Raw genomic sequence first — 12,397 nt, 5'->3', positions numbered from 1 at the left:
GCCTTGCTACTTCCGTTCGGACGCCGTGGCGTCCCGGGTCTGCTTGAATTCCGAGCCCGCCTTCCACTCCGGCCAGGTCGTGGAGTCGGCCAGCTGGCGGCCCAGCTCGAGCATCAGTTGGCCGTCCTGGGCGATGCCTTCAAGGTTCCAGCTGTCGTCGAAATGGTCGGCCGGCTGGTGATAGCGGTCGGCGGTGTAGGCCTTCGACCAGGCCGCGCCAGCCTCCTTGCCGCCCTGCACCAGGTCGGAGCCCGAGCCGAACGAGATCGCCGGCACGCCGCGCTTGGCGAAGGGGAAGTGGTCCGAGCGGAAGAACAGGCCCGCTTCCGGACGCGAGTCCGGCGTGTAGTAGCGGCCTTGAGCCTTGCCCACGGCGATCAGCGCGTCCTGCAGCGTCGACGCGGCGTCCCCTGAGGAGGTGAAGTCCTTGGCCGGGCCGGCCGGCGACAGGGCGTCCATGTTGATGTTCGCCACCGTCTTGCCCAGCGGATAGAGCGGGTTGGCCGCGTAGTATTCCGAGCCCAGCAGGCCCTTCTCCTCGGCGGTCACCGCCAGGAACACCACCGAGCGGTCCGGCTGCGGGCCCTTGGCGAAGGCGCGGCCGATCTCGATCATCGTGGCGATGCCGTCGGCGTTGTCGACGGCGCCGTTGTAGATCGCATCGCCCTTGGCGTCCGGCAGACCGACGCCCAGATGGTCCCAGTGCCCGGAATAGATGATGGTCTCGTCGGGACGCTTGGCGCCGGGGATCAGCCCGACCACGTTCTTCGAGACGATCTTCTGGACGTCGACTTCATAGTCGGTCGAGAAGGTCGCGCCCTTCAGTTCCACTGGCTTGAAGTCGCGGGTCTGGGCCTGCTTCTTCAGCGCCTCGAAGTCGAGGCCCGAGGCCTTGAACAGCTCGACCGTGCGGTCGCGCTGGATCCAGCCTTCCAGCAGCGCGTGCGCCTCGCTCGGCTTGTCGCGGATGATGTCGAACAGCGGCGCGGTGTTGGAGTTCTTCACCGTCGCCCAGCCGTACGAGGCCGGCGCGGTCTCGTGGACCACCAGGAAGCCGACGGCGCCGCGGCGCGCGGCCTCCTCGTACTTGTAGGTCCAGCGGCCATAATAGGTCATCGCCTTGCCGCCGAAATCGCCGTTCCCGGTCTCGAAATCGGGATCGTTGACCAGCACCAGCGCGACTTTGCCCTTCAGGTCGACGTCCTTGAAATCGTCCCAGTTGCGTTCGGGCGCGGTGACGCCATAGCCGACAAACACGACCGGCGCGTCCTTGATGCTGACCCGGGTCGCCCCGGTCTGCGCCGCGCGCAGCGCGACATCGTCGCCCTGGGTCCAGGCCTGGGCCTTGCCGCCGGTGGTCACGCCGACCGCGACGGGGCCCTTGATCTCGAAGCGAGCCAGCGGCACGTCCTGGGTCCAACTGCGCTGGCCGTTCACCAGGTCGCCGCCGGGCTTCAATCCAGCGGCTTTGAACTGCTCGGAGATGTAGGCGACGGTCTTCTTCTCGCCTTCCGTGGCCGGGCCGCGGCCCTCGAACGCGTCGGACGACAGGACCTTCACGTGCTCGGCGATCTTGGCCGGTTCGAGATCGGCGGCCAGCGCCGGAGCGGCGAAAACGGCCCAAATGGCGGCGCCAGCGAGGAGAAACTGTTTCATAGTTCACTCAAACGGGGATGGAATTGCGCCGAACCCTAGTTCGGGGCGGGAGCTTACGCCAGCGCCATGCGACCAGGATGCGACACCCGCGCGACCAATACCGATTGTCTCGTCTCTGCAATCGACCTGAAGCATGAGCATCGCTAAGAACGGAACACCGGTATCAAGGTCTGCGCCGCGCCTGCCGCCCGGCGCGGTGGGTGGTGTCGCGAACCGAAAGTAATGAAGAGAGCGATGCGCCTAGTCTCCCCTGCTGTCGGACCGGTGGCCGGCATGGCCTGCCTGATGCTGCTGTCCGCCTGCGCCTCGACCCGTGACGCCGATACGCGCGTGCCGGCCGTCTATGAGGCGCCGGTCTCGCCGGAAGTCGCCAGTGCGCCGTCGCTGGAAACCTGGTGGACCGGCTTCAACGATCCGCAACTCACCGCCCTGATCGAGCAGGCGCTGGCCGCCAGCCCCGACGCGCGCAGCGCCGCGGCCAAGCTGCGCGAAGCCCGCGCCACCCGCTCCGGCGCGCTGACCAGCTTCCTGCCGCAGGGCAATCCGCGCGGCTCCGTCACACAGACCGACAGCAAGGTCATCGACGGCGCCGAGGTTGCGGTTCCGGGCTTCTCGACCGCGGGCGACAGCGAGACCCAGAGCGCGAACTTCGACGTCAGTTGGGAGATCGACCTCTTCGGCCGGATCTTCGCCGCCCGCCGCGCCGCCAACGCCGAGATGGCCGCCGCCCGGCTGGACTACGAGGCGGCGCGCGCCAGCCTCGCAGCCGCCGTCGCCGACGGATATTTCGCCGCCCGCGGCCTCGCCATTCAGCTTGAGGACACGCGCGCGACCGAGCGGATCCAGGCCGAACTCTATCGCATCGTGAACATCCGCGCCGAACGCGGCATCGCCTCGACCGCCGACGCCGACCGCGTCGCCGGCGACCTGGCGCAGGCGCGCTCGCAGGTGACCGCTCTTGAGGCCGACCTGCAGGCCGCGCAGCGCAATCTGCTCATCCTCACCGGCCGTGGGATCGAGCCGATCGCCAGCCTGCCGATCGACGCGTCGGTCGGCGTCGTGCCGCAGGTCCCGGCCGCCGTGCCGGGCGAACTGCTCGCCCGCCGCCCGGACGTGCGCCGCGCCGAGGCGATGCTTGTCTCGGCCCTGGGCCGCCTCGACTACGCCAAGCTCGCCTTCTTCCCGACCTTCAAGCTCGCGCCCGGCATCGGCCTGCAGCAGAACGACCAGCCCAGCTACTCGGCGACGATCCAGTCCTGGACCATCGGCGCCAACGTCACGGTCCCGGTGCTCGACATCCCGCGCCTGCTGACCGAAATGAACGCCCAGGACGCCCGCGCCGAACAGGCCGCCATCGCCTACGAGAAGGCGGTGCAGACCGCCTATGGCGAGGCCGAGAATTCGCTGGTTCAGCTGGAGGCGGATCGCCGCCGCATCGCCCTTCTGGAGAACGGCGAAGAGCGCGCCCTGCGCGCCTACGAGGCCTCTCGCAAGGGCTACGTGGCCGGCTTCAACGACCTTCAGACGACGCTCGACAACGAACGGGCCTGGCGCACCCTGCGCACCCTTTCGACCGCGGCCCAGGTGCAGGGCCTGCGCCGCGCCGTTCAATCCTACAAGGCGCTCGGCGGCGGATGGCCGCTTGAGGCCGCCCCGACCAATAAAGAGGCTCGCTGACGTGACGAGAACGACGACCATCCTCGCCATCGCGGCCGGCCTGGCTTCCGCTGTGACGCTCGCCGCCTGCGGCCCCAAGGAAGCGCCAAAGAAGGACGAGGCCGCCAACGCGCGCGCCGTCCGCGTCGTGCGCGTCGAGAACCGCGCGATCTCCGGTTCGCTCACCGCGTCGGGCTCGCTGATCCCGCGCGAAGAGGCGGCGGTGAACCCGGAAGTCAGCGGCTATCGCGTCTCGCGCGTGCTGGTCGAGGAAGGCGCGCAGGTGAAGGCGGGCCAGACCCTCGCTCAGCTCGACGGCGTGCTGATCAACGCCCAGGTCGAGCAGCAGAAGGCCCTGGCCGCCCAGGCCGAAGCCCAGGCCCAGCAGGCCGAGGCGGAAGCCGGCCGCGTCGCCGGGCTGGACGGGCAGGGGGTGCTCAGCCAGGAGGCGATCGACCAGCGCCGCTTCCAGGCCAAGGCCGCCCGCGCCACCGCCAACGCCCAGGCCGCCGCCTATCGCGACGTCCAGACCCGTGCGACCAAACTGGCCGTGACCGCCCCGGTCAGCGGGGTCGTCCTGGAACGCACCGTTCGTCCTGGCGATCTGGCCAGCGCCGGCGGAACGCCCTGGTTCCGCATCGCCCGCGACGGCCAGATCGAACTCTCCGCCGATCTGTCGGAAGACAGCTTGGCGCGGGTGCGTGTGGGCCAGGCCGCAACCGTCACCTTGCCGTCCGGCGCGACCGCGGTCGGCCGCGTGCGGATCATCTCGCCGCAGATCAACACCCAGACCAAGCTCGGCACGGTCCGCATCCTGCTGCCCGTTCGCAACGACATCCGCGCCGGCGGCTTCGGCCGCGCCGTGTTCGGCGACGTGGCCGGCCAGGGGCTGGTGGTGCCGGAAACGGCGATCCGCTACGACGCCGACGGCGCCAGCGTGATGACCATCGACGCCCAGAACCGCGTCAAGCGCGTCAACGTCCAGACCGGCGCCCGCGGCGAGGGTCTGGTGACCCTGGTTCGCGGACCTGCCGCCGGCACGCGCGTCGTCCAGAACGCGGCCGCCTTCCTGCTCGACGGCGACATCGTCAAGCCGGTGGAAGGCGCGCAGGCCCAGCCGGTCGCGGCGCCCGCCGCTCAACCGGCGGCCAAGGCTCAACCGGCGGATAAGCGCTGATGACCAACGCTCATTCCAGCGGCGGCGGCGATGGTCTGAAGATCTCCGCCTGGGCCATCAAGAACCCGGTCCCCGTGGCGGTGCTGTTCGTGGCGCTGCTGCTGGCCGGGATGGTGGCCTATTCCGGCCTCTACGTGAAAATGTTCCCCAACGTGCAGTTCCCGGCGGTCTCCGTGACCGTCACGCAGAACGGCGCGGCCCCCGGGGAAATGGAGACCCAGATCACCCGTCCGGTCGAGGACGCGATGGCGGGGATCCCCAACGTCAAGAACATCTACTCGACCGTGATGCTGGGGGTCTCGACCACCACCATCGAGTTCGAGCTCGGCGAGGATCTCCAGAAAAAGACCGACGAGGTCCGCTCGCGGGTCGATCAGACCCGCGCCGTGCTGCCGCGCGAGATCGACGAGCCGACCATCACGCGGGTGGAGATCGACAGCCAGCCGATCCTGACCTACGCGGTCGCCGCGCCCGAGATGTCCGACGCCGAACTGTCCTGGTTCGTCGACGACACCATCGCCCGCACGCTGCAGTCCGAGAACGGCGTGGCGCAGGTGGCCCGCGTCGGCGGGGTGACGCGCGAGATCAACGTCATCATCGATCCTGACCGGATGAACGCCCGCGGCCTGACCGCGGCCCAGGTCAACAACGCCCTGCGTGCGGCCGATCTCGACTCGCCCGGCGGCCGGGTGCAGGTCGGCGGGCGCGAGCAGACCCTGCGGGTGCTCGGCTCGGTCAACACCCTCGCGGGCTTGCGCGAGCTGACCATCCCGACCGGAACGGGCGGCTTCGTGAAGCTGACCGACATCGCCGAGGTCGGCGACGGCGCCTCCGAGGTGCGCGGCTTCGCGCGCCTCAACGGTCAGCCCGTCGTCGGCTTCCTGCTGATGAAGACGCGGGACTCCAGCGACGTCGCCGTCGAAGACAACGTCATGGCCGCGCTGGAGAAGGCCGAGGCGCAGTACAAGGGCGTCACCTTCACCAAGATCTTCTCCAGCGTCGACGAGACGCGGGCCAACTTCCGGGCCACCCAGCACGTGCTGCTGGAGGGGATGATCCTGGCGGCGCTGGTCGTGTTCCTGTTCCTGCGCGACTGGCGCTCGACGGCGATCACCGCCTTCGCCATGCCGGTCTCGCTGATCCCGACCTTCTTCTTCATGCAGCTGTTCGGCTTCTCGCTGAACGTCGTCACCCTGCTGGCCCTGACCCTGGTCATCGGCATCCTGGTCGACGACGCGATCGTCGAGATCGAGAACATCGAGAAGCGGGTGTCCGAGGGCATGCGGCCCTTCCAGGCCGCGATGGAGGGCGCCGACGCCATCGGCCTGGCGGTGGTCGCGACGACCTTCGCCATCGTGGTGGTGTTCACCCCGGTCTCGTTCATGGCCGGCATGGCGGGCCAGTTCTTCCGCGAATTCGGCCTCACCGTCTCGGTGGCGGTGTTGTTCTCGCTGGTGGTCGCCCGCCTGCTGACTCCGCTGATGGCCGCCTACCTGCTCAAGCCCGCGGCTCATCCCAAGCCGCGCAAGCCGTTCGAGGGCTTCTACCGGAACGCCCTGGAGTGGGCCCTCGACCACCGGATCATCGCCTCGATCCTCGGCGGCGTAATGTTCATCGGCTCGCTCGGCCTGGCGACGTTGCTGCCCCAGGGCTTCCAGCCGGCCGGCGACCCGGACTACCTCTATGTCGACATCCAGGGGCCGCCCGGCGCCACCGCCGAGGACATGGAAGAAGTCACCCGCGAACTGAACCGCGTGTTCCAGGCGCGGCCGGAAGTGACCGGCACCTTCGCCCAGATCGGCTCTACCGTGATCACCGGCGGCCCCGGCGGCGGCGGCGGGGGCAGCGATCTGCGCTCCGGCACCATGACCGTCTTGCTGACCGCGGATCGCGACAAGAGCGGCGATGAAATCCGCCGCGAGCTGCGCGAGGAACTGATGGGCGTTCCCGACGCCCGTGTGACCTTCCTGGACTTCCAGGGTCAGGCCGGCCTGTCCAAGGTCCTGCAGAGCGACAATCCGGCCAAGCTGGACGCCACGGCGCTCGAACTCGAACGCCAGATGCGGACGCTCGACGTCATCGCCAACCCGCGGCCCTCGACGCCGCCGGTCGGGCCTGAGGTCGTGATCCGTCCGCGTCACGCCGAAGCTGCGCGCCTCGGCGTCTCGTCCGAGACCATCGCCCAGGTGGCCCGCGTCGCCACCGTCGGCGACATCGACGCCAACGTCGCCAAGATGACCGACGGCGAGCGGCGGCTGCCGATCCGCATCCGCCTGCCGGCCGACGCCCGCGCCGACATCCAGCGGATCAAGGCGCTGCGCATCCCCACGGCCAGCGGCGGGGTCACCACGCTCGACGCCGTGGCCGACGTCGAGTTCCAGGCCGGCCCGGCCAAGATCGAGCGGCTCAACCGCATGCGGCAGCTCACCATCCAGGCCGAGCTCAACGGCGTGGAGATGGGCGTCGCGAACAACGCCGTCGACAACCTGCCGATCATGAAGAAGCTGCCTGACGGCGTAACGCCGGCCCAGACCGGTCAGCTCGAGGCCATGCAGGAGCTGTTCGCATCCTTCGGGCTGGCGGTGTTCGCCGGCGTCTCGATGATCTACGGCGTCCTGGTCCTGCTGTTCCGCTCGTTCTTCAAGCCGATCGTCATCCTCTCGGCCCTGCCGCTGGCGGTGGGCGGAGCGTTCCTCGGCCTGCTGATCTTCAACCTCTCGCTCTCCATTCCTTCGCTCATCGGCTTCCTGATGCTGCTGGGTCTGGCCGCGAAGAACTCGATCCTGCTGGTCGAGTACGCCATCGAGCGCGAGCGCGAAGGCATGGAGCAGCGACAGGCCCTGATCGAGGCCTGCCGCGAGCGGGCCCGCCCCATCGTGATGACCACCGTGGCCATGGCGGCGGGCATGCTGCCGACCGCCTTCGCCCTCGAAAAGGGCGCGGAATTCCGTCAGCCCATGGCGGTCGCGGTGATCGGCGGCCTGATCACCTCGACCATTCTGTCGCTGGTGCTGGTGCCGGTCGTCTACGAGTTCGTCGACGACTTCGAGAACTGGCTGCGGCCCAAGCTCGGCAAGCTGATCACCCCGCGCGAGGCGCCGACCGACGCCGTGCCCGAAGACCGGCTCTAAGCGGAGCTGTTGCGGCTCTAGGCCGCCAAGCTATGCTTCGCACCTCGTAGTTGCGGGGGCGAAGCATGGCGACATTTTCCGGCCGAAGCGCGTTTGCGTCCGGCTTCAAGGTCATCGGACGCAATCCGTTGGCTTTCCTGGCCTGGTGTCTCGTCTATCTCGTCGTCGCGCTCGGTCCGTTGGCGCTGATGGGAGCGATGGTCTGGCCGCAGCTCCAGGCGCTGGCGGCGCTGAATGAGGCCGACGTCTCCCCCGACTCTCCCGCGGCGACCCAGCAGATGATGGCCCTGATGGGCCAGATGAACGCCTTCCAACTCCTGCAATGGGGTTCCAGCCTGGCGTCGTCGGCCCTGATCGTCGGGGCGGTGTTTCGCGCGGTGCTGGAGCCGGAGAGGCGCTCCTTCTTCTATCTCCGCTTCGGCCGTCAGGAGCTTTGGCTGGCGCTGTGCCTAGTCGTGGTCGGCGTGGTCCTGTTCCTGGTGACGATGATCTCGATGTTCCCGATCTTCATCACCACCGCCTTGTTCGCTTGCGCGGCCGAGCCGAGCGCGGGCCTGGCTCCAAGCGTCGTGCTGGCGTGCGGCGCGATGGTGCTGATCGCGCTGGGCGCGATCATCTGGCTCTTCCTGCGCTTCTCGCTGGGCCTGCCGATGTCGTTCGCCGACAGCTATTTCCGGCTGTTCGAATCCTGGTCCCTCACCCGCGGGCAGGTCGGCAAGATGGTGGTGGTCGGGGGCCTGGTCAGCGTCGTCACCTTCGTGATCCAGGCGCTGCTGTTCACCGGCTTCATCGCCGCGGCGTTCGCGATCCTGCAGCCCACCGCCGCGATGGACGTCACCGCCCTGACCTTCGCGCAGGCGGCGCCGGTGGTCGGCGTCGCCGCGGTGCTGATGGCCGTGGTCAGCGTGCTCAGCACGACGCTCTACCTCGCGCCCCTGGCCGACATCTATCGCCAGCTCGTCGCCCAGCGCGAGAGCGCCTAGACCTCCTTGCGGAGCACCTTGGCGAACAGCTCGGGATCGACGTTGCCGCCCGACAGGATCAGTCCCGTGGCGTTGTCGCCGAAGTCGCCGACCTTGCCGGCCAGCAGCGCGGCCAGGCCCACCGATCCGCCGGACTCCACCACCAGCTTCAGCACCGAGAACGCATAGCGCATCGCCTCGGCGACCTCGGCATCGGTGACCAGGGCGACGTCGGCCACCGTCTTCTGCAGCACCGGGAACGTCAGCAGCCCGGGGGCCGGGCTCTCCAGCGCGTCGCACAATGAGCGCGAGGTCGGCTTGGTCACGATCCGCTCGCCCTTCTGCAGCGAGCGCAGGGTGTCGTCGAAGCCGGCCGGCTCGACGCCGACGATCGCGGTGTTCGGCGACAGCGCCTTCACCGCCGTCGAGACGCCGGCCAGCAGCCCGCCGCCGCCGATCGGCGAGATCACCGTGTCCAGGGATAGGCCGCGGCCCCGCGCCTGGTTGACCAGCTCCAGCCCGACCGTGCCCTGGCCGGCGATCACGTCCAGGTCGTCGAACGCCGGAACCGTCACCGCGCCGCGCTCGGCGGCGATCGCAGCGGCTATCTCCTCGCGGCTCTCGGTCAGGCGGTCGTAGAACCTGATCTCGGCGCCATAGCCGCGCGTCGCCTCGACCTTCACGCTCGGCGCGTCGGCCGGCATCACGATGATCGCCGGCAGGCCCAGCAGCCGCGCCGCCAGCGCCACGCCCTGGGCGTGGTTGCCCGAGGAGAACGCCACCACCCCGCGCCTGGCGTCCCGCGCGGAAAGCTGCGCCAGGCGGTTGTAGGCCCCGCGGAACTTGAACGCCCCGACCCGCTGCAGCGTCTCCGGCTTGATCAGCACCCGGCGCCCCAGGCGCTCGTTCAGCGCCGGGCTCTCGATCAGCGGCGTCTCGACCGCGTGGCCGGCCAGCCGCGCAGCGGCGGCCTCGATATCGGCCAGGGTCACGCTCACGTCGCGAACACCATCGAGTCGTCGGCGAAGGCCTTGAACTCCAGCGCGTTGCCGGACGGGTCGAGGAAGAACATCGTCGCCTGCTCGCCGGGCTGCCCCTCGAAGCGGATCTGCGGCTCGATGACGAACTTGATCCCGGCGTCCTCCAGCTTGCCCGCCAGGACGTGCCACTCGGGCACGGTCAGGATCGCGCCGAAGTGCCGGACCGGCACGTCCTCGCCGTCGACGCTGCTGGTGTTGCGATGGCCGCATTCCTCGGGCGACAGGTGCGCGACGATCTGGTGGCCATAGAAGTCGAAGTCGATCCAGTCGGGGCTGGAGCGGCCCTCCGGGCAGCCCAGCAGCTGGCCATAGAAGGCGCGCGCCTCGGCCAGGTCGCGGACGGGAAAGGCGAGGTGAAAACGCGGTCGGGTCATGGCCTATCCATAGCCTGCGCCGCGCCGCCGCGCGACCAGGGGCTTGACGCGGAAGCCGCTCGCTGGTTTACCCCGCCCGAACGGAGAGCCGCCGCCTTAAGGCCTGCGCCTCCGCTTCCTACAATCGATCCAGTCCACCCGCCGAGAGCCTGTCGAAGGGCGTGGTCGGACCCGCTCGGCAGGCCGGGAGATCGTATCTGAATGGCCAATGTGACCGTGATCGGCGCTCAGTGGGGCGACGAAGGCAAGGGCAAGCTCGTCGACTGGCTGTCGAACCGCGCGGACGTCGTCGTGCGCTTCCAGGGCGGCCACAACGCCGGCCACACGCTGGTGGTGGGCGACCAGGTCTACAAGCTCAGCCTGCTGCCCTCGGGCGTGGTTCAGGGCAAGCTGTCGGTGATCGGCAACGGCGTCGTGGTCGACCCCTGGCACCTGCTGGAAGAGATCGCCAAGCTCGGCGGGCAGGGCGTGGCCATCGGCCCCGAGCTGCTGGTCCTGGCCGACAACGCCTGCCTGATCCTGCCGCTGCACCGCGACCTCGACCAGGCGCGCGAAGCCGCCGCCGTCAACAAGATCGGCACCACCGGTCGCGGCATCGGCCCGGCCTATGAGGACAAGGTCGGCCGCCGCGCCATCCGCGTCGACGACCTGCGCGACCGTGATGCGCTGGAAGCCAAGATCGACCGCCTGCTGGCCCACCACACCCCGCTGCGCCGCGGCCTAGGACTGCCGGAGTATGACGGCGCCCAGCTGCTGGCGGCGCTGGAGGAGATCGCGCCGAAGATCCTGCCCTTCGCCCAGCCGGCCTGGAAGCTGCTCGACGCCGAGGTTAAGTCCGGCAAGCGCGTGCTGTTCGAGGGCGCCCAGGGCGCCCTGCTCGACGTCGACCACGGCACCTATCCCTATGTGACCTCGTCCAACACCGTCGCCGGCCAGGCCGCGGCCGGTTCGGGCCTGGGACCCAAGGGGCCGGGCTATGTGCTGGGCATCGTCAAGGCCTACACCACCCGCGTCGGCGAGGGCCCGTTCCCGACCGAGCTGAGCGACGAGATCGGCCAGCACCTGGGCACGGTCGGCAAGGAGTTCGGCGTCGTCACCGGCCGCCCGCGCCGCTGCGGCTGGTTCGACGCCGTGCTGGTGCGCCAGTCGGTGGCCCTGAACGGCATCGACGGCATCGCGCTGACCAAGCTCGACGTGCTGGACGGCCTTGAGAAGCTGAAGATCTGCGTCGGCTATCGGCTGGGCGGCGAGGTGCTCGACTACCTGCCCGCCGGCCTCAAGTCGCAGTCGGCGCTGGAGCCGGTCTACGAGGAGATGGACGGCTGGAGCGAAAGCACCGCAGGCGCCACCTCGTGGAAGGATCTGCCGGCCAACGCGGTCAAGTATGTGCGCCGCGTGGAAGAGCTGATCGGCGCCCCGGCGGCCATGGTCTCGACCAGCCCGCAGCGCGACGACACCATCATGGTCCGCGACCCGTTCCAAGACTGATCGAAGACGGGCGGCGTAAGGCGTTCTTAAGGACGCTGCGGCACTCTCTGGGAGATTCCAGGAGTCCGAGCGCCGCCCGTGTTCACCGAGAACCTCAAACAAATTCAGCGCATGACGCCGCTGATGCAGCGGGTGTTGATCATCGACCCGGCGCCCGCCAGTGCGCGCCTGCTCGCTGACTCGATGCGGAACATCGCCAACGTACAACTCTGGCATGCGCCGACCACTCGCAAGGGTTTGGAAGCCGCCCGCCAGGTCAATCCGCAGCTGATCTTCGTGGAGCTCGCCGGGACCGAGGTCGACGGCGTCCAGTTCTCCCGCCAGCTTCGGCGTTCCGACGCCGCGTGCCGGATGGCGCCGATCATCATGGTCACGGCGACTGCGACCGCCGCGGCCATCCTGTCGGCGCGCGACGCCGGCGTGCACGAGTTCCTGCGCAAGCCCTATACGACCAAGGACCTGCTGCGCCGGCTCGAGGCGGTGACCCTGCATCCGCGCGACTGGGTCGAGGCCGTCGAATATGTCGGCCCCGATCGCCGCCGCTTCAACTCCGGCGACTATAGCGGCCCGCTGAAGCGCCGCTCGGACGCCACCGCGACGCCGGAAGCGCAGCGCATCACCCAGGCGCTCAAGATCGTGCGCTCGGCCATTCCCGCCATCGCCACCGACCCCAGCCAGGCGATGCGCGCGCTGCTGGCCCAGATGGTGGAGCTGCAACGCGCCGCCGCGGTGACCAAGAACGCCAAGCTCGCCGCCGCGACGGTCGAGTTCCAGCGCGAACTGGCCGTCGCCGCCCAGTCCGGCGCCCTGGTCCCCGAGGACCTCGCCCGCAAGGCCGCCGACCTGCTGGCCTTCCTGCCCAAGGACGAACCGGGCAGGGAACGGGCGGCCTAGCGACCGCCCGCGCCCCCCC

At 69.4% G+C, this 12,397-nt stretch carries 9 protein-coding genes; 6 read left to right on the top strand and 3 right to left on the bottom strand.

From position 1 onward, the window contains the following. Positions 1 to 6 precede the first annotated feature (6 nt). Positions 7 to 1,656, bottom strand: a complete 1,650-nt coding sequence (locus tag ASC79_RS13830; RefSeq protein ID WP_056017338.1) for a M28 family metallopeptidase — start codon at positions 1,654 to 1,656, stop codon at positions 7 to 9. Between the two features lie 234 nt (positions 1,657 to 1,890). Between ASC79_RS13830 and ASC79_RS13825 the strand changes: the two genes are divergently transcribed. From ASC79_RS13825 to ASC79_RS13810, 4 genes are all read left to right on the top strand, one after another. Beyond that, positions 1,891 to 3,333: an efflux transporter outer membrane subunit gene (locus ASC79_RS13825; RefSeq protein WP_162244294.1), complete on the top strand. Its 1,443-nt coding sequence runs from the start codon at positions 1,891 to 1,893 to the stop codon at positions 3,331 to 3,333. Position 3,334: 1 nt separating this feature from the next. After that, positions 3,335 to 4,489: an efflux RND transporter periplasmic adaptor subunit gene (locus ASC79_RS13820; protein WP_056017332.1), complete on the top strand. Its 1,155-nt coding sequence runs from the start codon at positions 3,335 to 3,337 to the stop codon at positions 4,487 to 4,489. After that, positions 4,489 to 7,620 carry an efflux RND transporter permease subunit gene (locus ASC79_RS13815; protein ID WP_056017329.1) on the top strand — a complete coding sequence of 1,044 codons (3,132 nt, stop codon included), beginning with the start codon at positions 4,489 to 4,491 and terminating at the stop codon, positions 7,618 to 7,620. Before ASC79_RS13820 ends, ASC79_RS13815 begins: the two co-directional genes overlap by 1 nt. A 65-nt stretch (positions 7,621 to 7,685) precedes the next feature. Continuing rightward, complete coding sequence (locus ASC79_RS13810; protein ID WP_056017326.1) at positions 7,686 to 8,603, top strand: hypothetical protein; 918 nt, start codon at positions 7,686 to 7,688, stop codon at positions 8,601 to 8,603. Here ASC79_RS13810 and ASC79_RS13805 read toward each other — a convergent pair. After that, positions 8,600 to 9,580 carry a threonine/serine dehydratase gene (locus tag ASC79_RS13805; RefSeq protein WP_056017323.1) on the bottom strand — a complete coding sequence of 327 codons (981 nt, stop codon included), beginning with the start codon at positions 9,578 to 9,580 and terminating at the stop codon, positions 8,600 to 8,602. The genes ASC79_RS13810 and ASC79_RS13805 overlap by 4 nt on opposite strands. Then, a complete protein-coding gene (locus ASC79_RS13800; protein WP_056017320.1) occupies positions 9,577 to 9,996 on the bottom strand; it encodes a VOC family protein in 420 nt (139 codons plus the stop codon). The genes ASC79_RS13805 and ASC79_RS13800 overlap by 4 nt, the downstream gene beginning before the upstream one ends. Positions 9,997 to 10,197: 201 nt before the next feature. On the opposite strand from ASC79_RS13800, the gene ASC79_RS13795 reads away from it, so the two are divergent. Together ASC79_RS13795 and ASC79_RS13790 are read left to right on the top strand one after the other, a co-directional pair. After that, positions 10,198 to 11,484, top strand: coding sequence for an adenylosuccinate synthase (locus ASC79_RS13795; protein WP_056017317.1), 1,287 nt, complete (start codon positions 10,198 to 10,200; stop codon positions 11,482 to 11,484). 78 nt (positions 11,485 to 11,562) lie between these two features. Then, complete coding sequence (locus tag ASC79_RS13790; RefSeq protein ID WP_235528668.1) at positions 11,563 to 12,378, top strand: two-component system response regulator; 816 nt, start codon at positions 11,563 to 11,565, stop codon at positions 12,376 to 12,378. Positions 12,379 to 12,397: the final 19 nt, after the last annotated feature.

Source organism: Phenylobacterium sp. Root1290 (assembly GCF_001425305.1).
In the GTDB taxonomy this organism is placed as follows: domain Bacteria; phylum Pseudomonadota; class Alphaproteobacteria; order Caulobacterales; family Caulobacteraceae; genus Phenylobacterium.
The sequence above is the reverse complement of the archived record's forward strand: the minus strand, read 5'-3'. Positions and strand labels throughout refer to the sequence as shown.

What these genes read in the sequence shown, in the direction of transcription:
- ASC79_RS13825 (WP_162244294.1), top strand. Translation starts at nt 1,891, where the DNA reads ATGCGCCTAGTCTCCCCTGCTGTCGGACCGGTGGCCGGCATGGCCTGC.
- ASC79_RS13830 (WP_056017338.1), bottom strand. Translation starts at nt 1,656, where the DNA reads ATGAAACAGTTTCTCCTCGCTGGCGCCGCCATTTGGGCCGTTTTCGCC.
- ASC79_RS13815 (WP_056017329.1), top strand. Translation starts at nt 4,489, where the DNA reads ATGACCAACGCTCATTCCAGCGGCGGCGGCGATGGTCTGAAGATCTCC.
- ASC79_RS13810 (WP_056017326.1), top strand. Translation starts at nt 7,686, where the DNA reads ATGGCGACATTTTCCGGCCGAAGCGCGTTTGCGTCCGGCTTCAAGGTC.
- ASC79_RS13795 (WP_056017317.1), top strand. Translation starts at nt 10,198, where the DNA reads ATGGCCAATGTGACCGTGATCGGCGCTCAGTGGGGCGACGAAGGCAAG.
- ASC79_RS13800 (WP_056017320.1), bottom strand. Translation starts at nt 9,996, where the DNA reads ATGACCCGACCGCGTTTTCACCTCGCCTTTCCCGTCCGCGACCTGGCC.